The organism is Nakamurella lactea DSM 19367 (genome assembly GCF_000426645.1).
GTDB classification, from domain to species: Bacteria; Actinomycetota; Actinomycetes; order Mycobacteriales; family Nakamurellaceae; genus Nakamurella; species Nakamurella lactea.
Genome location: NZ_AUFT01000001.1, coordinates 551,913 through 572,320, shown reverse-complemented (window position 1 = coordinate 572,320; position 20,408 = coordinate 551,913). Strand labels below are relative to the sequence as shown.

The window sequence follows — 20,408 nt, the reverse complement described above, 5'->3', positions numbered from 1 at the left end:
CAGCGACCGAGCTGTGTGGACAACTTGACCCTCGGTAGTACAGGTGTGCGAAACTGGCGGGCGTGAGCGAGTTGACGAACGAACCGTCAGCACCGAGGGAGGGCAGTCCCCGAGGCGCGAGAGGGCGGCTCTCGTGACGGATCTGCTGGCCGGCCTGGACGACGGGCAACGAGGGGCGGTGCTCGCACCGTCCGGCCCGGTCTGTGTGCTGGCCGGCGCCGGCACCGGCAAGACCCGCACCATCACCCACCGGATCGCCAGGCTGATCTCCACCGGCGCGCACCCGGTGTCCGAGGTGCTGGCGGTCACCTTCACCACCAGGGCGGCCGGCGAGATGCGCCTTCGGCTCCGCGCGCTGGGCGTGCCCGGCGTGCAGGCCCGCACCTTCCACTCGGCGGCCCTCAAGCAGCTGCGCTATTTCTGGCCGCGGTCGGTCGGCGGCAGCCTGTGGCCGGTGCTGGAGAACAAGATGCGATTGGTCGCGATGGCCTCGCGCCGGGTCGGCGCCGGCACCGACACCGCCACCCTGCGCGACCTGGCGGGGGAGATCGAGTGGGCGAAGGCGACGTTGGCCGCGCCCGACACCTACCAACAGGCGGTCGCCGCCACCCTGCGGGACACCCCGGTTGCGGTCGAGACCGCGGCGAAGGTGTTCGCGGTGTACGAGTCGATCAAGAGCGAGTCGGAGCAGTTGGACTTCGACGACCTTTTGCTGCACGCGTGCGCGATCCTGGAGACCGACGAGTCGGTGGCCCGCGAGTTCCGGGCCCGCTACCGGTGTTTCGTGGTCGACGAGTACCAGGACGTGACGCCGCTGCAGCAGCGGATGCTGGATGCCTGGCTCGGCGGCCGCGACCAGCTGACCGTTGTCGGCGACGCCAACCAGACGATCTACTCCTTCGCCGGTGCGTCGCCGAAGTACCTGCTCGGTTTCGACCGCAAGTACCCGGAGGCGACGGTTGTCCGGCTGGAACGCGACTACCGGTCCACCCCGCAGGTGGTGACGCTGGCCAACCGGATCATCGCCGGCGCCACCGGCTCGGCCGCCCGGCTGCGGCTCAAGTTGACGGCGGTGCTGCCGGACGGGCCCGAGGCAACATTCAACGAGTTCCCGGACGAGCCGGCCGAGGCGGCCGCGGTGGCCGGGCAGATCGCCGCCAGGATCGACGGCGGCAGCCCGGCGTCGTCGATGGCGGTGCTGTTCCGGATCAACGCCCAGTCGGAGGCTTACGAGCAGGCGCTGACGGCGGCGAAGGTGCCGTATGTGGTGCGGGGTGGGCAGCGGTTCTTCGCCAGGGCCGAAGTGCGCCAGGCGATGGTCACCCTGCGCGGTGCGGCGCAGCAGGCCGGGGCCGCCAACGGCCAGGCCGACGATCCGGACGCGGCAGCCGTCGACCCCGAGTTGGTGACGACGGTGCGCCGACTGCTGGCGCCGATCGGGCTGTCCGACGATCCGCCACCGGCCGGAGCGCTGCGCGACCGGTGGGACTCGCTGCTCGGCGTGGTGTCGATCGCCGAGGAACTGGCCGACGCCGAGGCAACCGCCGGGCTACCCCAATTGGTCGGCGAACTCGAACAACGTGCGGAGGCGCAGCATGCGCCGAGCATCGACGGGGTGACGCTGGCCTCGCTACACGCGGCCAAGGGGCTCGAGTGGGATTCGGTGTTCCTGGTAGGCCTGACCGACGGCACCCTGCCGATCCAGCACGCCGATACCCCGGAACAGGTGGAGGAGGAACGCCGGCTGTTCTACGTCGGCGTGACCAGAGCCAGGACCAGGCTGGCCATGTCGTGGGCGTTGTCGCGGACCGAGGGCGGCCGGCGCAGTCGCCGCCGCAGCCGGTTCCTGACCGGGCTGGCACCGGATCTGCCGGTCGGCAGCCGGACCCGCGCGGCGGGACGGTGCCGGATCTGTGGCGGGCCGCTGGCCACACCGGCGGCGATCAAGATCGGGCGGTGCGAGAACTGCCCGTCGACCGCCGATCCGGAGTTGGTGGAGGCGCTGCGGGACTGGCGTCGACAGCGGTCAAGCGACGACTCGGTCCCGGCGTACGTGGTGTTCTCGGACGCGACCCTGTTCGCGATTGCCGAGCGTCGGCCGACGGATGCCGATGCGCTGCTGGCGATTCCGGGAATCGGGCGCTCGAAACTCGATCACTATGGGACGGACGTACTCGAACTGGTGACCCGAACCAGGTGAGCCGGCGGCCGATCGGGCCGAGCGCCGTAGGTCTTCCACCGATTCACCCGGATGCCGGAGAACTTTTTCTCGGAATCACCGTTTATTCGGTTGTGACCGGGGTGTACGCGTCGTAGTCTTGCTCTTGCCCGCTTCGCGTGGCACCACATCTGAACGTCAGCTACATCCGAGACTGCCCGGTTCCGACCAGAACCAGGCCGCAACGAGAGGAGGCAAGGTCGTGAACACCACCATCATCAAGTTCCTGGACGGTGGCGACAGCTCTGCCTTCTTCGTTGCGGATTCTCAGAAGGCAATGCCGACCACCGTTCCGGTGCGTCAGCGGGCCGCGCAGGGCACGATCGGTGTCCTCGCCGCCGGCGAAGTCTTCGGCGTCGTCGACGCCACCCTGGGTCGGACCGGGGGTCAACTGGGTTAGCTCACCAGTCGCCTCTCCTCCGGCCGCGGGTCCCCGAGCAGTTCGGGACACCGCGGCCGTGGTGTATCGGAACCGACCTAGAACCCGCCAAACCTGCGCGGTTCCAACCGGTTCCGTGCTCAACACACCAACACCATGGAGGTGAGGCAGTCATGATCGAGACGCTCTTGCCAGACGAGATCGACCCGATCTTCACCGAGGATCTCCCCTGTCACATCGGCGATCCGGACCTGTGGTTCGCCGAGAAGCCGGACGACCTGGAGCGGGCAAAGGCACTGTGTGCCGACTGCCCGGCCAAGGCCCTGTGCCTCGAGGGCGCCCTGGACCGGGGTGAGCCGTGGGGCGTCTGGGGCGGCGAGATCATCGATCGCGGCACCGTGATCGCCCGCAAGCGGCCTCGCGGGCGGCCACGCAAGGTCGCGGCATGACCACCACCCGTCCCGCACTGATCCGAAAGGCCCTGCAGCCCAACGGATTGAAGGCATCGGGAAGAAGTCGAAGCACCACCAGCGATGAGCAATCGCTCAGCGCCACTGCGAACGGCCGCCGGTCGTCCGCCCACACCTACAGGAGTCACACCATGCATTTGCTCATGGAAGAACTGTCGAGGGACCGAATGCGTCAGACGCAGCGGGATCTCGAGGCCATCCGAATGGCTCGCCGACTGCGTTCCACTCGGAAGCAACGCCGTTCCAGCCGTCATGGCTGATAGTGATCGGCAACCGCTCGCCGCGTCGCGACGAGCATCAGTACCGCTACCCCCGCCGGCCGTCCGCCGGCGGGGGTAGCGGCGTTCCCCTGGCCGGTCGGTGGTGCTGGGTACGGTGGTCGGATGGATGACGCCGACGGTCGGCAGCCGGTCGTCAGCTGCGCGTGGTGCGGGCGGCAGCAGGCGGGGCCGCCGATCACCTGGGTACTCGAATCCGATCCGCGCCGCGGTCCGGTGTACTACTGCGACGACTGTGCCCGGCAACATCTGCGGGCGATCGAATCCAGGCTCGACCAGCAGTGGTGGTAGCCCGACGGGCCTGCCACCGATCTGCTCGCTACCGGGCGAAACCTGGCTGCCAGCGCTCCACGATCTCCCGGAACGGCGCGGTCGCTCCCAACTGACACAGCACGCCGATGGAGCCGAAGGTGACCCGGTGGATCATCAGAAAACTCGGTGGCAGGTTGAGGTTGCGGGCAAGCTTGGACTCGGTGCTCGACAGGTCCGTCATCCTGGCGGCCTGTTGCTGCATCCAGCTTCGGGTGAAGTGAAATGTCGCGTGCCGCAACGGCTCTACGAACGGTGCGACGTACTCCATCAGTTCCACCGGGTCCGGTTCGAACCTGTCGGGAACGAAACCCTCGGCGCGCAGCAGATCCAGGACCTCGTCCGCCCGCCGTTCCAGCGCCAGCCGGGACACCTCGCCGATCACCGGGGGAGAGCCGTCCGGCAACCGGGCGATCGAGCCGAAATCGATGACACCGAGCCGGTTGTCTGGCGTCAGCAGGTAGTTGCCCGGGTGCGGGTCGGCGTGCAGCAGCCCCACCCTGGCCGGGGCACCGAAGTGCAACTCGGTGAGCAGCCGTCCGACCAGGTCACGCTGCGGTGTGGTGCCGGTGGCGATGATCGATGACACGCCGACGCCGTCAACCCATTCGGACACCAGTACCTGGGGAGCGCTGGCGACGATCTTCGGGACGAAAATGTCGGGATCGCCGTCGTACTCGGCGGCGAACGCCCGCTGGTTGTCGGCCTCGGCCGCGTAGTCCAGCTCCTCCATCAGCCGATCCCGCATCTCGGCCAGCAGCGGCTTCACCGCCACCCCGGGGATCAGCAGGCCGAACAGCGGGGCGACCCGGCTGAGCTGGGTCAGGTCTGCCCGCAGGGCCGCCTCCGCCCGCGGGTACTGGATCTTGACGGCGACCTCGCGGCCGTCCTTCCAGGTGGCCTTGTGCACCTGGCCGATGCTGGCTGCGGCCGCGGCGCCGGCGTCGAACTCGGCGAAATGCGACCGCCAGCCGCGGCCCAGCTGTTCGGCCATCACCCGGTGCACCCGCTCGGCCGGCATCGGCGGAGCGGCGTTCTGCAGCTTGGTCAGTGCTTCCCGGTACGGCTCGGCGAACTCGTCGGGGATGGCCGCCTCGTACACCGAGAGGGCCTGGCCGAACTTCATCGCGCCGCCCTTGAGAGTGCCCAGCACCTCGAACAGCTGCTCGGCCGTCCGGCGCTGCAGCTCAACGCTCACTTCGGCGCGGTCGGCGCCGAGCATCCGCTGTCCCCAGCCCATGGTGAACCGGCCGGCGGCGGACAGCGGCAGGCTGGCGAGACGGGCAGTCCTTCCCAGGGCACCCCGTGGAATCTCGGACACCAGGCCATTGTGTCAGTCGACTGCGGCGCAGGGTGCCGAAATCGCGCTCGCGCCGCGCAGCCGACCGCGGCCCGTCCGACCGCGGCCCGTCATCCGTGGTTCGCGCCGCAGCCGCAGTCGGGACGCCGCGGCCAGCTCCGCCGGCGTGGCAGGCCGGCCGCCCCCCATTCGACGGTGCCGTCGACCGTGCTGGGCTGTTGCACCCCCTGCACCAGGTCGAGGACCTCGGCGGTGGCAATCGCGGCGGCACCGGCCGCCAGCACCGCGGGCGGCGGCTGCGGCCGGTCGAGCATGGCCTGCCGCACCAGTGGCCAGCCCGGATCGGCGTCGGTCCTGGTCAACTCGGCACACCACAGGCAGCTGGAGATGCCGGGCAGCACCAGCGGCCCGACCACTGCCCGGGCGGCACCGGCCGAGACGGCCAGGTGCGGGACGTCCTCGGCGACCAGGGCCCGGGCCGCCGCGGCATCCGCCGGCCCGTCACCGGCCAGCACGATGAAACCGGCCCGTTGATGCCCGGCCACCGGATGCACCTGGATCCGCTCGGACACCGCGCGTAGCCGGGCCGCCAGCCTGGCCCGGTCGTCGACGCCGCCGGGCGAGGCATCCGGTGGCAGCAGGTCGTGCGGCCGCAGCTGTCGGTCGGGGGCGTGGTAGACGTGCCCGATGCCGCTGGCCGCCAACTGCAGGGCCATCGCGCAGGCGACCGGACCGGTGCCACGGATCTCGACCATGGCGTCGGCCCGCCGGCCGAGCAGCACGTCAGCCTGGTGCGTTCCGTACCGGTGCGTGAGGTGGGCGCGTTCCGCCTCGTGGCCGAGCAACCGGTCGGCGACCGGTCCGGTGCCGGATCGACCGAGCAGCCCGGCGTCGACCAGCTGGACCAGTAGATCGCCCCACAGCTGCGGATGGCTGCCGACCCGGTCCATCACCTGCCCGGCCGGTTCGTTCCCGTCCAGCCCGGACAGCACCTCGGCCGCGGCCGGTGGCGGGTTCTGCACGATCACCCGGCGCGGTGCATCGGTGCCGATCTGCAGCCGGCGGCGGTCGCGTTGAATGACCCGGACGCCGGCGCCGAGCCGCAGCTGCGGACCTGTCGGGACCGGTGGCCGGCCGGCTGCGGGTTGTGCCGGGATCCCGATCGTGGTCATCGCCCGCCCCCTCAGTCTCGACGTTCTGGGCAGCCTGGCACATTCGCCGGGCCCGACCCCGAGTTGTCCACAGGCAACCGCGAGGCGATCGACGTGAGCCGGACCCGAGCAGTGACCGGAAACTGCTCGACGCCGGACCGCGTGAGCGATCCGGCGTCGAGGAGCGTGCCGGCGGGCGCCGGCAAGGAGGTGGGTCAGGCCTTGCCGAGGATCCGGTTCATCTTGGTCCCGCAGACCGGACAGATGCCCTTGGCCATCCGGCGGCCGTTGGTCTCGTGCACCTCGCCCTCGAAGTCGCGCTTCTCCTTGCACTTGACGCAGTAGCCGTTGTAGGTCTCAGCCATGGCACTTCCTCTCTGCTGTCTTCCCCGAGGGGGTCCGAGCGCATCGTGCTCGGAATCGCCGCTCACGCTACCTGTCCGCACGCTCGGCGGAGCGTAGGCGCACGCTTAGGTTTCGGACAGTCAATGATAAATGAGGCGTTAGGAACAAAACGGCAGGCGTTCGACGTGATCTGCGGGCCGATTGTGACGCCTGTGACTTGACCGGCGCGACCGCCGGGGCGAGAAATGGCTACTTCACCTCGCGCCGCAGAGCTCTGGTGATGCCGATCGCTGCCGGCAACACCACCCAGATTCCGACCGAGGTGAGCGTCTTGGGCAGGTCCGTCCAGGGATCGGAGCCGGACAGCCGCTCGAACGCGGTGAAGACGTCGAACCACGGGGCGGCGCCCTTCAGCAGCGAGAAGGCCAGGAACGAGAACGCCGTCGGCAGGACGAAGTAGACGGCGATCGCGATAGCGGTCTGACCGATGGCCAGCGCGATCGAGGCGGCCATGATCGTCGTCAGCAGGCCGTTGATCACCGGTCCGAGCACCACGGTGCCGAGGCCGGAGAAATCGGTGCCGACGCCGCTGACGGTTCCGGCCAGCCACGCGCCGGCGGCCATCAGCGCGATAGAGGCGGCCACCACGGCCATCGTCAGCCCGATAGCGGACAGATACTTCGCGGCGATCACCGGCAGCCGGCGGGGCGCCAAGGTGAAGGTGGTGAGCGCGGTCCGCTGGGTCCACTCCACCGTCATCGCCAGCATCGCGATCACCGGCACGAACATCACCAGGATCTGCAGCGCCGGGGGAGCGAACTGGTTGAACCGGATGGTGCCGTCCGGTGGGTCGATGCCGTACCAGGCGGTGATGATCACCACGAAGGCCAGAATCATCGCCAGCAGCGAGCGGCCGCCCCTGGTATCGATCTGCTTGCGGGTCTCGACCCGCAGCATCGACAGGAACGAGACGGGTCGGATCGGTGAACGGACCGGTTGCGGTGTGCGTACCGCTGGGGCAGTTGCGGTGCTCATGAGGAATCTCCTGAAGGGGGTGTTCGGTGGTGAGGGTGGCTGACGGGATCAGGCTGCGTGCCGTCGATCGACGGAGTCGGTGAGCTCGAAGAACAGGTCCTCGAGAGCGGAGTCGGCATCTCGCAACTCCAGCAGCACCTCGCCGGCCGCAGCCGCGGCCCGGCCGACCTGCTCGGCGGTGCCGTCGACCTTCCACCGACCGTCGGCGGCCGGCACCGTGCTGAGCCCGGCGGATTCCAACGCGGTCCGCAGACCCGCCGGCGAGAGCCCGAGCACGACGGTGCCGTGGCCACTGAGCAGCTCGCTCAACGCGCCCTGGGCGACGATCCGGCCCTGGCCGATCACCACCAGGTGATCGACCGTTGCCTGCACCTCGCCCAGCAGATGACTGGAGAGCAGGACGGTGCCGCCGCGGGCGGCGAAGTCCTGCAGCAGCCCACGCATCCAGCGGATGCCTTCCGGGTCCATCCCGTTGGCCGGTTCGTCCAGGATCAGCACCTCCGGATCGCCCATCAAGGTGCTGGCGATGCCCAGCCGCTGTCGCATGCCCAGCGAGTAGTTGCCGACCCGGCGCTTGCCGGCGTCGGCCAGCCCGACCCGCTCCAGCATTTCGCCGGCCCTGGCCGTCGGCACCCGAAGCATGGTGGCCGACAGTCGCAGGGTCTCGAGGCCGGTCCGGCCGGGGTGCTGGGCGGCGGCGTCCAGCATCACGCCGACCACCCGGCCGGGGTTCGGCAGGTCGACGTACCGGCGATCGGCGATCGTCGCGGTTCCGGAGGTCGGCGGGGTGAGCCCGGTCAGCGCGCGCAGTGCGGTGGACTTGCCGGCGCCGTTCGGTCCGAGGAAGCCGGTAACGGTGCCGGGTGCGCAGTGGAAGGAGATGTCGTCGACGGCGGTGAAGCGGCCGTAGCGTCTGGTCAGGTGCTCAACGGTGATCATGGAATCGAGTGTTGCCGCAGCACCCAGCCCGGCACATCGACTCTTCGTCTGCGGCTACCCCCGACGAAAGTAGCGGTTCGCCGGCGGTCTGTTGAACCTTCGGCGGCGGCGCCGGGCGCGGTTGCTTCGTAGGCTGGGCGGGTGGACGACTGGGCGTTGCTGCGCTGGGGCCGCGGCAGATGGATTGCCGCGACCGCGATCTGGCGACGGATCAGTCCGCGCACGCACGACGTCGTCTTCATCGCGGTCGCGGTGGCGATCACCGCGGGGATGACGCTGTCCGACGGAGTTCAGCTCGGTATCGTCGGGCGGCAGTGGTCGATCGTGCTGGCCGGATCGGCCATCGTCCTGCTGTGGTGGCGTCGCAGCCGCCCGGTGCTGCTGACCGTCGTCGGCTGCCTGGTGATGGCTCTGACGAGCGTGTTCCCGCTGGCCTCCATCGGGCTGTTCTCGACCGCGATCAGGCGCCGTGGGCCGGCGCTGTTCGTGCTGGCGATCGTTCACCTGGGCGCCTACAACCTGGGCGCGTGGGGGGCTGACGGTGAATCCTGGGATGCGGTGGTCTTCTTCGCCATCTTCACCATCGCGCTGGCGGCCGGCGGCGCCTACATCGGCGCCAGACGCGATCTGCTGATGTCGCTGCGGGATCGGGCCGAGCGGGCCGAGTCCGAACGAGAACTGCGGGCGGCCCAGGCAAGGGTCTCGGAGCGGTCCAGGATCGCCGGCGAGATGCACGATGTGCTGGCCCACAAGGTTTCGCTGATCGCGCTGCATGCCGGCGGACTTGAGGTGAATGCGTCGGCGCCGGCCGAACAGGTCGAACACACCGCCGCGCTCATCCGCTCGACGGCGCACGAGGCGCTGCAGGACCTGCGCGGCGTGCTCGGGGTGCTCCGCACCGCCGGCGCCGACGGTGAGCGGACGGCCCTCGCTCCGCAGCCCGGATACAGCGACGTGCCGCGCCTGATCGCAGCTTCCCGCGCGGCCGGCATTCGCATCGACTCCGAACTGATCGTCGCAGATCTGCCGGAGGCCTTGGGGCGCACCGCATTTCGCGTCATTCAGGAGTCGCTGACCAATGTGCACAAGCATGCGCGAGGTGCAGCGACCAGCGTGCGGGTGAGCGGATCCGCCGGTTCCCGGTTGATCGTCGTGGTGGCCAACCGGCGGCCGGTCAGTGCGGAGACGCTGCTGCCCGGCTCCGGGTCGGGCCTGGACAGCCTGCGGGAACGGGTCGACCTGCTCGACGGGACGTTCTCGTCCGGCCCGACCGACGACGGTGGCTGGCAGCTCCGAGTGGACCTGCCCTGGCCGGCCAGGGTGACCCTGGCGCAGACTGGGCGGTCATGACTGCCACCCGAGTACTGATCGTCGATGACGAGCAGCTGGTCAGGGCCGGCCTGCGGATGATCCTGCAGTCGGCCGCCGACCTGGAGGTGGTGGGCGAGGCCGGCGACGGCGCTCAGGCACTGCGGGCGGTCGCCGAGCACCGGCCGGACGTGGTGCTGATGGACATCCGGATGCCCGGCACCGACGGGCTGACGGCAACCCGTCAGCTGGCTGACCTGGCGAACGGTCCGAAGGTGTTGGTACTGACCACCTTCGATCTCGACGACTACGTTTTCCGGGCGCTGCAGGCAGGGGCGTCCGGTTTTCTGCTCAAGGACACGCCGCCGTTGGAACTGCTGAACGCCGTCCGGGTGATCGCGGCCGGCGAGGCGATGTTGGCCCCGACGGTCACCCGCCGGCTGATCACCCACTACGCCGCCGACTCCCGTGATCGGCGCAAACAGACTGCGCTGCACAGGCTCACGGCGTTGACGGATCGTGAGTCGGAGGTTCTGGTCGCGGTCGGTCGCGGCTGGCCGAATGCCCAGATCGGCCGCGAGTTGTACATGAGTGAGGCGACGGTCAAGGCCCATGTCTCCAAGCTGCTGGAGAAGACCGGATCCACCAACAGGGTGCAGGTCGCCATCCTGGCGCACGAGGCCGGGCTGCTGGGCTGAGCCGGCTGGATCGGTGGCAGGATTTGCACCATGACCTACGTTGCCGCCGAAAACCGTTACGAATCCGCCATGCAGTACCGAAGGACCGGACGCAGCGGGCTGCTGCTGCCCGCCGTGTCGCTGGGTCTGTGGCAGAACTTCGGCGAGGTGACTCCGCTGGACACCCAGCGCTCGATCCTGCGCCGCGCCTTCGACCTCGGCGTCACCCATTTCGACCTGGCCAACAACTACGGCCCGCCGTACGGCACCGCCGAGTCGAACTTCGGGCAGATCTACACCCAGGACTTCCGGCCGTACCGCAACGAGCTGGTGATCTCCAGCAAGGCCGGCTACGACATGTGGCCGGGCCCGTACGGCAACTGGGGTTCCCGCAAGTACCTGCTGAACAGCCTGGACGATTCGCTGCGCCGGATGAAGCTGGACTATGTCGACATCTTCTACTCGCATCGCGCCGATCCGGATACCCCGCTCGAGGAGACGATGGGGGCGCTGCACACCGCCGTGCAGTCGGGCCGGGCGTTGTATGCCGGCATCTCCTCGTACTCACCGGAGCGCACCGAGCAGGCGGCGCAGCTGTTGGCCGAGATGGGGACACCGCTGCTGATCCACCAGCCGTCGTACTCGATGCTCAACCGGTGGATCGAGAACGGCCTGCTGGATGTGCTCGGCGAGGGCGGAATCGGCTGCATCGCGTTCTCCCCGCTGGCCCAGGGGATGCTGACCGACCGCTACCTCAAGGGCGTGCCGGCTGACTCGAGGGCGGCAAGGGAGGGATCGCTGAGCAAGAGCCTGTTGTCCGACGAGGCACTCGGTCACATCGGTGCGCTCAACGACATCGCCGCCGGCCGCGGCCAGTCGCTGGCCCAGCTGGCGCTGGCCTGGGCGCTGCGGGACGAACGGGTGACCAGCGTGCTGGTCGGTGCCAGCTCGGTGCGTCAGCTCCAGGACAACCTCGGCGCGCTCGGCAACCTCGAGTTCACCGCCGACGAGCTGACGGCCATCGACGAGCACGCCGTCGACGGCGGCATCAACCTCTGGAAGTCCTCCAGCGCCGTGTAGCTCAGACGTCGCGCAGCGTCGGGTCCGGCGGCTGCTGGTCGCCGGACCCGCTGGCCTCTCCGTCATCGCCGCCGGTCTCGTCATCCCCGTCGTTCTCGGTCTCGGACTTCGCCTCGTCGCCGATGGTCAGCCCGCTGAGGTCGTCGAGCCCGTCGAGACCGGCCAACAGTTCGTTGAACTCCTTGTCGCGCTTGACGAATCCGGTCGGGTCGTCCAGATCGTCAGCGCCCGGCAGCAGGTCAGGATCGGCCCACAGGGCATCCCTGCCGTCGTTGCCCCGGGACTCGCCGACCGCCTGCCAGAGCTCGGCGGCGGCACGCAGCCGACGGGGTCGCATCTGCAGCCCGATGAGGCTTTCGAAGGCCTGCTCGCTGGGACCGCCGGCGGCCCGCCGGCGGCGCATGGTCTCCTGCAGGGCGCCGGCGCCGGGCAGGCGTTCGCCGACCGCCTGCGTCACCACGGTGTCCACCCAGCCCTCGACCAGCGCGAGCAGGGTTTCCAGGTTGCGCAGCGCGGTCTGCTGGCCGGCGCTGATCTTCGGTTCGAACATGCCCTCGGCCATGCCCTGACCGCTCAGCAGCTCCTGGATGGCTGCCGGATTCTGCGGGTCGAACTTCTGCGCCAGATCCTCCATCTCGGAGAAGTCGACGGCGATGCCGGAGGCGTAGGCCTGCACCAAGGCGATCACCCGGTCGCGCAGCCACGGGGCCGCGGCGTAGAGCCGGTGGTGGGCTGCCTCGCGGGCAGCCAGGTACAGCCGGACCTGGTCCTCGTCGATGCTCAGACCCTGGGAGAACTCGGCGATCGCGCGGGGGAGCAGCGCGGCCGTCCCGGACGGGCCGAGCGGGAGGCCGACGTCGGTGGAGGTGAGCACCTCGCCGGACAGTTGCGCCAGACCCTGGCCGAGCTGGGTGCCGAACGTCATCGCGCCCATCGAACCCAGCATGCCGAGCAGCGGCCCGACCTGGCTGGCCATCTCCTGCGGCAGCGATTCGGTCCAGGACGAGGCGACCCGCTCGGCGATCGGGGTGCACAGCGCCTGCCAGTTCGGCATCGTCTGCTCCACCCACTGGCGGGCCGACCAGGCGGTCGCCGTGCGGGTGGCGACCGGCATCGAGGTGGCGGCGTCCAGCCACAGTTCGGCCAGCTGGACCGCCTCCCGCACCTTGTCGACGTCGACCGCACTGGCCGGGTGCGAGGCCGGAATCGCCTGCAGAGCGATCTTCTGTGCCATCTCGTAGTTCACCGGACCGGCCGCGGTGCCGCCGGGCCCGCCCGCCTCGGACATCATCTGTCCGAGTTGGGACAGCATGCTGCCCAACTGGCTCAGGTCGAAGCCTTCCGGCCCGAAGCCGCCCGCGCCGGAACCGCCGGGACGTTGGTCCGGGTCGTCGTCGCCGTCGCCGGTGTTGAAGCCGAATGGCAGGTTCGTCATGTCTCCACGGTACGCAGCCGAGCGCGCCGACGGGCAGCTGATTGCCTTCGCTATCGCGCAGAGCGAACGGTCCAGCGCCCGCGGGTCGGCAGCGCGGTGGCGGCCGCACCCGGACCGACCTCCTACAGTTGCCGGATGGATTGGTTCACCCGAATGTCCGTGCGCGGCCGCGTCCTGCTGGTGGGCAGTGTGCTGACGCTGGCGTTGATCGCGGTGGGCGCGGCCATCCCGGTGCCCTACGTCGCGGAAGGACCGGGAGTCACCTTCGACACGCTCGGCTCGGTCAACGGGACCGAGATGATCTCCTTCACCGGCGACGACATCCCGGCGTCGGTCGACGAGAAGCCGTCCGGACACCTGAACATGACGGCGATCTCGATCACCGACCGGCTGCCGCTGTTCGCCGCCCTCGGCCTCTGGGGCAAGGGCAGCTACGCGCTGATTCCGCGGGAGGACCAGTTCCCGCCGAACAAGTCCGTCGAGCAGGTGAACAAGGAGAACGCCCAGATGTTCGCGGAGTCCCAGTCGGCGGCCGAGATCTCCGCCCTCACCTATCTCGGCTACCCCCAGGTGCTGTACGTGGGCAACGTCATCGACAACTCCCCGAGCGCCGGGAAACTCGAGCCGCAGGACCGGATCCTGTCGGTCAACGGCACCGCCGTCAACGACCTGAAAGGCCTGCTGACGGTGATGGCCGGCACCAAACCCGGTGACGCTGTCGAGCTGGTGGTCGACCGCGACGGCAAGAAGCTGACCGAGACCATCACCCTCGGCGAAAACCCGCAGGACAAGACCAAGGGCCTGGGCATCGAGCCGCAGCAACGGCCGTCGGCGCCATTCCAGGTGAACATCACCCTCGACCGGATCGGCGGGCCGTCGGCCGGCCTGATGTTCACCCTCGGCATCATCGACAAACTGACGCCGGGCGAACTGACCAGTGGGCACTTCATCGCCGGCACCGGCGAGATCCAGCCGTACGCCGATGCCTCCAAATCGCCTGCGGTGGGGGCGATCGGCGGCATCGTGCAGAAACTGATCACCGCCAGGGATGCCGGCGCGACGGTGTTCCTGGTGCCGGCGCCGAACTGTCAGGAGGCGCTCACCAGGGTGCCGAGCGGACTCGAGCTGGTGAAGGTGTCCACCCTCGACGATGCGATGGCGGCGATGACGGATCTCAAGAACGGCAAGACCCCGGCCGGCTGCTGACGCGGTGACCGCCGGCACCCGATGCCCGGTGCACCCACTAGTGGAAGGTCGCCTGCAGGGCGGCGATCAGGCCAGGGGCCAGGTCGGCCCCGCGCAGGGGCACGGACGCCGCCTCGGGCGCCGATGAGGATGGCGGCCGCACCCGGAGCAGGCAGGCGCCACCGGGAACCCCGCGGATGACGCCGGCCGTCAGCCGGGCCTCGGTGCGGGCCGGGTGAGCGGCGGCGCGGGTCGCGGCCGCCGGATCGTCAGCCAGTTCATCGGCCACCTCGGGCGGCACCACCAGGATCTCCTGCACCAGGACGCAACCCGCGACGGAAGCCGGCCATTCGATGCCGGCCAATGCCTGTTCCAGATCGCCCGCCGGTAGCGCGTCCTGCGCGATCGGGGTGTAGTGGCCGTTGTCGGCCAGGTGGGCGGTCAGGTCCGGTTGCGCGGCCCGCAGTTCGTCGGTGACGACCAGCGCGAACAACCGGGGTGGGGCGTCCCAGCCGGCCTCGCCGGCGAACTGCTCGGCCTCGGCGACGGCCGCCGCCAGGTCGTTGTCCTCCCACCAATCGGGCAAGCGGGTCGAGGTCGCCTGGTCGATCGCCGGGTCAACGACAGGGCCACCGGTGTCACCACCGGCATCGGGCGGGATCTCGGGGGAGGAACTCACCCGCCGATCCTTGCACGGGCCGGGAACCAATCCAGGCCCTCTACAGTTGGTCAACCGAGGGCGCAGATGCGTGCCTCGGTGTGCCCGGGAACCCGGGGACTGTCGAATTGAGGAGTCAGCGGCGTGGGCATGCGGCCCGGTATCGGTATCCCGACGATGTCCAAGCGAGCCAAGCGGGTCTTGATCGCCGTGGTGTCGTTGGCAGTGCTGGCCATTCTGTGGTTCCAGTTCGTCGGCATCTACGTCGACTTCCTGTGGTACGGCGAGGTCGGCTTCCGCGAGGTGTTCACCACCCAGGCGATCAGCCGGATCCTGATGTTCCTGATCGTCGGTGTGCTGGCCGGCGGCCTGCTGCTGTTGGCGATGTTGTTCGCCTATCGGTCCCGTCCGGTCTTCGTGCCGACCGGCGACAGCAACGACCCGTTGGCGCCGTACCGGACGATCATCTCGACCCGTCCGCGGCTGTTCGCGATCGGCATCGCCGCGGTGGTCGGCATCATCTGCGGCCTGTCCGCCCAGGGCCAGTGGGCCACCGTGCAGTTGTTCCTCAACGGTGGCGACTTCGGGCAGACCGATCCGCAGTTCGGGCACGATGTCGGCTTCTACGTCTTCCGGCTGCCGATGATCCAGCTGGTGCTCGGCTGGGCGTTCGTCATCACCGCGCTGTGCTTCGTGGCGGTGCTGCTGGTCCAGTACATCTACGGCGGCATCCGACTGCAGGGTGCGGGCCGGAAGGTGACCTCGGCGGCCACCCTGCAGCTGTCGCTGCTGATCGGCGTCTTCGTGCTGATCAAGGCGGTGCAGTACTGGTTCGACCGGTACAGCCTGTTGTTCTCGGATCGGGGCGGCAGCTTCACCGGCGCCTCCTACACCGACGTCAATGCGGTGCTACCGGCGAAGATCATCCTGATGGTGATCGCGGGGATCTGCGCGGTCGGTTTCATCGTCGGCGCCATCCTGCGTTCGGTGAAGCTGCCGGCCATCGCGCTGGCCCTGCTGGTGCTCTCCAGCGTGCTGATCGGCGGCGTCTGGCCGCTGGTCCTGCAGCAGGTGGTGGTCAAGCCGAACGGGCTGACCAAGGAGCCGCCGTACATCACGCGCAATATCGAAGCGACTCAGGCCGCCTACGGGCTGACCTCCGACAAGGTGACGTACGTCGACTACAAGGAGAAGACCGACGGCGACCCGGCGGCGCTGGCCAAGGACAAGGAGACCATTCCGAACGCCCGGCTGCTGGACCCGAACCTGCTGTCGGACACCTTCACCCAGCGGCAGCAGCTGGAGAACTTCTACGGCTTCCCCGACCAGCTGTCAGTGGACAGGTACACGGTCGACAACAAGGTCCAGGACTACGTGGTCGCCGCCCGGGAGATCAACATCGACAAGCTGGCCGACAACCAGCGCGACTGGATCAACCAGCACATGGTGTTCACCCACGGCAACGGTTTCGTCGCCGCGCCGGCGAACACGGTGATCGACGGCTATCCAGACTTCACCGTCTCCGACCTGTCGAACAAGGGCGACATCCCGGTCGACCAGCCGCGGATCTACTACGGCGAGCTGACCAACAACTACGCGATCGTGGGGGCTGCGGCCGGCGAGGCGGCGCAGGAGTACGACACCGGTGCCGATCGCTACACCTACCAGGGCACCGGTGGCGTGCCGGTGTCGAACCTGTTCCAGCGGCTGGTCTTCGCCACGTACTACGGCGAGGCGAACTTCCTGTTCTCGTCGCAGATCAACGGCGCCAGCAAGGTGATGTACAACCGCGAGGTCCGGGACCGGGTGGAGAAGGCGGCGCCGTTCCTGACGGTGGACACCAAGCCGTACCCGGCAGTGGTCGACAAGAAGATCGTCTGGATCGTCGACGCCTACACCACGGCGGCCAATTATCCGTACTCGCAACAGATGTCGCTGGCCGAGGCGACCACCAACTCGCTGTCGGCCCGCGGCGCCACCCAGGCGCAGGACCCGACCGAGGTCGGCTACATCCGCAACTCGGTGAAGGCCGTGGTCGACGCCTACGACGGTTCGGTGAAGCTGTACCAGGTCGACGACAACGACCCGGTGCTCAAGGCCTGGTCGTCGGTGTTCCCGGGCGTCATCACGCCGGGCGACCAGATCACCCCGGAGTTGCGGTCACACTTCCGCTATCCACAGGACCTGTTCGAGGTACAGCGGTCGCTGTTGACCAAGTACCACGTCAACGACGGGGCGACCTTCTTCCGGGCGTCGAACTTCTGGAAGGAACCGGACGATCCGACCGAACAGAGTGTGACGGCGGCCCAGCCGCCGTACTACCTGCAGGTCACCCTGCCGGGCCAGACGGATTCCAGATTCGAGCTGACCAGCGCCCTCACCGGGTTCGAACGTGACTTCATGGCGGCCTACGTGACCGCCAACGGTGACCCGAAGGAGTACGGGAAACTGACGGTGCTCGAGTTCCCGACGTCGACTCAGACACCGGGTCCGAAACTGGTGCAGCAGTTGTTCAATGCGGACCAGGACATCGCGAACTGGGTGGCCACCCGGATCCAGGGCGGCAAGGCCAAGGTGGAGTACGGCAACCTGCTGACGTTGCCCATCGACAACGGTCTGCTCTACGTCGAACCGCTGTACCTGCGCGGTGTCTCGACCAGTTCGTACCCGCAGTTGGGTCAGGTGCTGGTGTGGTTCTCCAACCGGGTGGGTCGCGGGGCGACGCTGGCCGACGCGCTGCTGGACGCGGCCAAGAAGCAGAAGGTGGAGATCCAACCCGGTGCCGGCGGTGGCGCCGACCCAGGGGCGACCGGCTCGGCAGCCATCGTCACCTCCAGTGGGGCCGACACCTCGTCCAGCACGCCGACGGGCGGCTCGACCGTTGTGGTGCTGCCGCCGGACGAGGCTGCGTTGGTGGCAGCCATGAACGCCGCCCTGCAGCAGCTGGACGAGGCGAAGAAGTCCGGTGACCTGGAGAAGATCGGCGCTGCCAACAAGAAGCTGGAGCAGGCAGTCGAGGCCTACATCAAGGTGGCCAAACCGGCAGCCGGATCGTCCACCGGTACATCAACGGCGCCCGGCAACGGCAGTACCGGTACCGGCAGTGCCGCCCCCACCACGCCGGCCGGCGGCTGACCCAGAACCCGTTGGCAGGTAGCGCAACGCTGCCGGGACGCGCGGTGAGAATCGCGCTACCCGGACAGGTTTGCGCTACCTGCAGCGGGGAGCGGCGGCCCCGGCGCCGGGAATTTGGTCGGGCGCCGGATGGTTGATAGGGTGGTGTTACCAACGCGGGGTGGAGCAGCTCGGTAGCTCGCTGGGCTCATAACCCAGAGGTCGCAGGTTCGAATCCTGTCCCCGCTACAAGAAAAAGTCAGGCCCGGAATCTGCGGATTCCGGGCCTGACTGGTTCATCGGCCCGCGTGCCGGATCCACGCCGTCAGCCCGTCGTCGGCCTTGTTGTCACCGCCGTTGCCGCGGCCCCGCGATCGAGCGCGGGGCGCCCACCCCAAAACGTTCGAGCTGGTCCCGAAGAACTCTCGTCACGGCTGAGAGTCGGGGTTACCGTTGGCGCCACGGCCCATGGTCCGCGACGCCGCGGCAGGACAGGGAGGACGCTGAGATGGCAACGCAGGCGGCTGCCGCGGACGGCGACGATACCGTCGGTTGGATGGCGAAGCAGTTGTCCCGCTACCGAGAGGTGCGGGAGGGCATCGAGCGCGAGACGCTCCCGCTGGCGACGTCGGTGGACGGCCGCACCTTCGAGTTCCAGGCCTCGCTGCACGGCCTCGAGCTCCGATGTGGCGGGTACGTCGTGCTGGAGGCGGCCGACTCGCCGCGGTTGGGGCAGGTCACCGACCTGACGAACCATTCGATCAGCGCCGAGATCCAGAGCGCGCCGGGGTCGAGCACCAGCATGATGCTGCGACTGGCCGTTGGCAGCGGCGTGCTGGCCGACCGGGGAGCACCGTTCCACGACGCCCGGATCAGGCCGGCCCGGCCCGATGAGGTACGGGCGTGGCTCGCCGGCAGCCGGCCGACCAGGGCAGCACTGACGGTCGGAGAGCTGATGCTGGTCCCCGGGGTACCGGCCGACCTGGAGAGCGGTGGATTCAATCGCCACACGTTCATGTGCGGTCAATCGGGCTCGGGCAAGACCTACTCGCTCGGGCTGCTGCTCGAACGGGTACTGGCCGATACCACCCTGCCGGTGGTGATCCTCGACCCCAACTCCGACTACCGGGGGATCGGTCGGCTGCGCGTCGGCGCTGATCCGGAGCTGGCGGGGCGCTACCAGGAGGTGGGCGACCAGGTAACGGTGTGGGGGGCGGAATTCGCCGACCGGCAGTTGCGGCTGCGGTTCGATGAGCTCGACCCGCGCACCCAGGCGGCCGTCCTCGGGCTGGACCCCGTCGTCGACCTCGAGCAGTACTCGGCGCTCGCCGAGCTGCTCGCCGCCCGCGGGGCCGGCCGGCCGTTGTTCACCAGTCTGTCCGAGCTGCTCGAGTCCCCATCGATCGGCCTGCGGCAGTTGGGCATGCGGGCCAGAAATCTGGGTGTCCTCGACTGGTCGGTGTGGAGTCAGGACGAGCCATCGATCCTGCAGGAGATTGCGGCACCCACCTCCCGGTGCACGGTGGTCGACCTCGGCTCACTTCCCACGATGGAGGAGCAGCGCCTGGTCGCGGACGCCGTCCTGGCCGCGCTGTGGAAGCGACGTCACGCCCGCGAGCCGGTGCTGGTCGTCATCGACGAGGCGCACAACATCTGTTCCGCCGACCCGGTCGAGCCGCTCTCGAAGGTCTCCACCGAGCGGGCGGTGCAGATCGCGGCGGAGGGCCGCAAGTACGGGCTCTACCTGCTCGTCTCCACCCAGCGGCCCGGCAAGGTCCACGAGAATGTCGTGTCCCAGTGCGACAACCTGCTGCTGATGAGGATGAACGCGGCCTCCGACCTCGCCGAGCTGAACCGGCTGTTCTCGGTCGTCCCACCGGGCATGATGGCGGGCGCGACGACGTTCGCGATGGGGCAGGCGCTGGTGAGCGGCCGGATCTTCCCGGCGGGCGCCGCCTACGTCCAGATGGGCGCGCGCGTGTCCCAAGAGGGAGGGGCGGACATCCCGGTCAGCTGGGCCGAACCGCGGCGGCACCAGGGCACGCCGCAGTAACGGACCAGGCGCAGCAGCAACTCAGGGCGTCGGCGTGCGCCGGCTGGTGAGGGCGCGCACGAGGGCGGCGATCACCACCACATTGAAGACGATCAGGCCGCAGACGAGCACCCGGGCGAGCTGGCCCTGGGCGTGCACGTCGCCGAAGCCGACCGTCGTCATGGTGGTCAGGGTGAAATAGAGCGCGTCGGTCCGGGTGACCAGCCCGCTGAACTGCGCGGGCGCGAGTCGCTCGAGGAGGTAGAAGCTCATGGCGAACACCATGATCAGGACCCCGAGCATCAGGATGAGGACGCCGGTGGCCCGGCCTTCCTGGCCGGCGTGCAGACGCCGGAGCTCGATCACCATCATCCAGCTGAGGACGGCGAGCCCGATCGCCGTCAGCGCCAGGCTGATCGCGATCAGCACCGGAGATCCACTCCAGTCGACCGGGAAGGCGTAATAGGCGACCAGCAGTCCGGCGAAGCTCGCGAC

The 20,408-nt window shown here is 69.0% G+C and carries 18 protein-coding genes and 1 tRNA gene; 11 read left to right on the top strand and 8 right to left on the bottom strand.

What is annotated here, in order from left to right; translation table 11 throughout:
* The first annotated feature begins 133 nt into the window (after positions 1-133).
* From K340_RS0102840 to K340_RS0102825, 4 genes are all read left to right on the top strand, one after another.
* Positions 134-2,200, top strand: a complete 2,067-nt coding sequence (locus K340_RS0102840; protein ID WP_029135586.1) for an ATP-dependent DNA helicase UvrD2 — start codon at positions 134-136, stop codon at positions 2,198-2,200.
* A 220-nt stretch (positions 2,201-2,420) separates the two neighbouring features.
* Entirely contained in the window at positions 2,421-2,618 is a 198-nt protein-coding gene (locus K340_RS0102835; protein ID WP_029135585.1) for a hypothetical protein, read from the top strand.
* A 152-nt stretch (positions 2,619-2,770) separates the two neighbouring features.
* On the top strand, positions 2,771-3,046 hold the full coding sequence (locus tag K340_RS0102830) for a WhiB family transcriptional regulator (protein ID WP_037362249.1): 276 nt from the start codon (positions 2,771-2,773) through the stop codon (positions 3,044-3,046).
* Between the two features lie 404 nt (positions 3,047-3,450).
* The gene (locus K340_RS0102825) at positions 3,451-3,636 is read left to right on the top strand and encodes a hypothetical protein (RefSeq protein WP_029135583.1); all 186 of its coding nucleotides are present in this window, start codon (positions 3,451-3,453) and stop codon (positions 3,634-3,636) included.
* Between the two features lie 28 nt (positions 3,637-3,664).
* Here the strand turns inward: K340_RS0102825 and K340_RS0102820 are convergent, their stop codons facing one another.
* The 5 genes from K340_RS0102820 to K340_RS0102800 all read right to left on the bottom strand — a co-directional run bounded on the left by K340_RS0102820 (position 3,665) and on the right by K340_RS0102800 (position 8,424).
* Positions 3,665-4,975: an ABC1 kinase family protein gene (locus K340_RS0102820; RefSeq protein ID WP_029135582.1), complete on the bottom strand. Its 1,311-nt coding sequence runs from the start codon at positions 4,973-4,975 to the stop codon at positions 3,665-3,667.
* An 89-nt stretch (positions 4,976-5,064) separates the two neighbouring features.
* Complete coding sequence (locus K340_RS0102815; RefSeq protein ID WP_029135581.1) at positions 5,065-6,126, bottom strand: hypothetical protein; 1,062 nt, start codon at positions 6,124-6,126, stop codon at positions 5,065-5,067.
* 194 nt (positions 6,127-6,320) lie between these two features.
* On the bottom strand, positions 6,321-6,470 hold the full coding sequence (locus K340_RS36380; protein WP_169726898.1) for a DUF5679 domain-containing protein: 150 nt from the start codon (positions 6,468-6,470) through the stop codon (positions 6,321-6,323).
* A 229-nt stretch (positions 6,471-6,699) separates the two neighbouring features.
* On the bottom strand, positions 6,700-7,485 hold the full coding sequence (locus K340_RS27065) for an ABC transporter permease (protein ID WP_051264869.1): 786 nt from the start codon (positions 7,483-7,485) through the stop codon (positions 6,700-6,702).
* Between the two features lie 48 nt (positions 7,486-7,533).
* Complete coding sequence (locus K340_RS0102800) at positions 7,534-8,424, bottom strand: ABC transporter ATP-binding protein (protein ID WP_029135580.1); 891 nt, start codon at positions 8,422-8,424, stop codon at positions 7,534-7,536.
* A 141-nt stretch (positions 8,425-8,565) separates the two neighbouring features.
* Between K340_RS0102800 and K340_RS27060 the strand changes: the two genes are divergently transcribed.
* Genes K340_RS27060 through mgrA form a run of 3 tightly spaced genes read left to right on the top strand, consistent with a single transcriptional unit; the run spans position 8,566 to position 11,489 of the window.
* Positions 8,566-9,774 (top strand): sensor histidine kinase, encoded by a 1,209-nt coding sequence (locus K340_RS27060; RefSeq protein WP_154674037.1) that lies wholly within the window; start codon positions 8,566-8,568, stop codon positions 9,772-9,774.
* Positions 9,771-10,430: a response regulator transcription factor gene (locus K340_RS0102790; RefSeq protein ID WP_029135579.1), complete on the top strand. Its 660-nt coding sequence runs from the start codon at positions 9,771-9,773 to the stop codon at positions 10,428-10,430. Before K340_RS27060 ends, K340_RS0102790 begins: the two co-directional genes overlap by 4 nt.
* A gap of 30 nt (positions 10,431-10,460) precedes the next feature.
* A complete protein-coding gene (gene mgrA, locus K340_RS0102785) occupies positions 10,461-11,489 on the top strand; it encodes an L-glyceraldehyde 3-phosphate reductase (RefSeq protein ID WP_029135578.1) in 1,029 nt (342 codons plus the stop codon).
* 1 nt (position 11,490) lies between these two features.
* On the opposite strand, the gene K340_RS27055 is transcribed toward mgrA, so the two are convergent.
* Entirely contained in the window at positions 11,491-12,924 is a 1,434-nt protein-coding gene (locus K340_RS27055; protein WP_037362246.1) for a zinc-dependent metalloprotease, read from the bottom strand.
* A 135-nt stretch (positions 12,925-13,059) separates the two neighbouring features.
* Between K340_RS27055 and K340_RS0102775 the strand changes: the two genes are divergently transcribed.
* Positions 13,060-14,130: a YlbL family protein gene (locus K340_RS0102775; protein WP_029135577.1), complete on the top strand. Its 1,071-nt coding sequence runs from the start codon at positions 13,060-13,062 to the stop codon at positions 14,128-14,130.
* Between the two features lie 37 nt (positions 14,131-14,167).
* Here the strand turns inward: K340_RS0102775 and K340_RS0102770 are convergent, their stop codons facing one another.
* Positions 14,168-14,788, bottom strand: a complete 621-nt coding sequence (locus K340_RS0102770) for a PPA1309 family protein (protein WP_084613943.1) — start codon at positions 14,786-14,788, stop codon at positions 14,168-14,170.
* 123 nt (positions 14,789-14,911) lie between these two features.
* Here K340_RS0102770 and K340_RS27050 point away from each other — a divergent pair, with 123 nt between their 5' ends.
* The 3 genes from K340_RS27050 to K340_RS0102755 all read left to right on the top strand — a co-directional run bounded on the left by K340_RS27050 (position 14,912) and on the right by K340_RS0102755 (position 19,934).
* Positions 14,912-17,902 carry a UPF0182 family membrane protein gene (locus K340_RS27050; RefSeq protein ID WP_084613942.1) on the top strand — a complete coding sequence of 997 codons (2,991 nt, stop codon included), beginning with the start codon at positions 14,912-14,914 and terminating at the stop codon, positions 17,900-17,902.
* A gap of 154 nt (positions 17,903-18,056) precedes the next feature.
* Positions 18,057-18,130, top strand: a tRNA-Met gene (locus tag K340_RS0102760).
* A gap of 259 nt (positions 18,131-18,389) precedes the next feature.
* A complete protein-coding gene (locus K340_RS0102755; protein ID WP_051264867.1) occupies positions 18,390-19,934 on the top strand; it encodes an ATP-binding protein in 1,545 nt (514 codons plus the stop codon).
* A gap of 21 nt (positions 19,935-19,955) precedes the next feature.
* Here K340_RS0102755 and K340_RS0102750 read toward each other — a convergent pair whose 3' ends face one another.
* On the bottom strand, positions 19,956-20,342 hold the full coding sequence (locus K340_RS0102750; protein ID WP_161632042.1) for a potassium channel family protein: 387 nt from the start codon (positions 20,340-20,342) through the stop codon (positions 19,956-19,958).
* Positions 20,343-20,408 lie beyond the last annotated feature (66 nt).

What these genes read in the sequence shown, in the direction of transcription:
- mgrA (WP_029135578.1), top strand. Translation starts at nt 10,461, where the DNA reads ATGACCTACGTTGCCGCCGAAAACCGTTACGAATCCGCCATGCAGTAC.
- K340_RS0102755 (WP_051264867.1), top strand. Translation starts at nt 18,390, where the DNA reads ATGGCAACGCAGGCGGCTGCCGCGGACGGCGACGATACCGTCGGTTGG.
- K340_RS27065 (WP_051264869.1), bottom strand. Translation starts at nt 7,485, where the DNA reads ATGAGCACCGCAACTGCCCCAGCGGTACGCACACCGCAACCGGTCCGT.
- K340_RS36380 (WP_169726898.1), bottom strand. Translation starts at nt 6,470, where the DNA reads ATGGCTGAGACCTACAACGGCTACTGCGTCAAGTGCAAGGAGAAGCGC.
- K340_RS0102800 (WP_029135580.1), bottom strand. Translation starts at nt 8,424, where the DNA reads ATGATCACCGTTGAGCACCTGACCAGACGCTACGGCCGCTTCACCGCC.
- K340_RS0102815 (WP_029135581.1), bottom strand. Translation starts at nt 6,126, where the DNA reads ATGACCACGATCGGGATCCCGGCACAACCCGCAGCCGGCCGGCCACCG.
- K340_RS0102825 (WP_029135583.1), top strand. Translation starts at nt 3,451, where the DNA reads ATGGATGACGCCGACGGTCGGCAGCCGGTCGTCAGCTGCGCGTGGTGC.
- K340_RS0102790 (WP_029135579.1), top strand. Translation starts at nt 9,771, where the DNA reads ATGACTGCCACCCGAGTACTGATCGTCGATGACGAGCAGCTGGTCAGG.
- K340_RS27055 (WP_037362246.1), bottom strand. Translation starts at nt 12,924, where the DNA reads ATGACGAACCTGCCATTCGGCTTCAACACCGGCGACGGCGACGACGAC.
- K340_RS0102775 (WP_029135577.1), top strand. Translation starts at nt 13,060, where the DNA reads ATGGATTGGTTCACCCGAATGTCCGTGCGCGGCCGCGTCCTGCTGGTG.
- K340_RS0102830 (WP_037362249.1), top strand. Translation starts at nt 2,771, where the DNA reads ATGATCGAGACGCTCTTGCCAGACGAGATCGACCCGATCTTCACCGAG.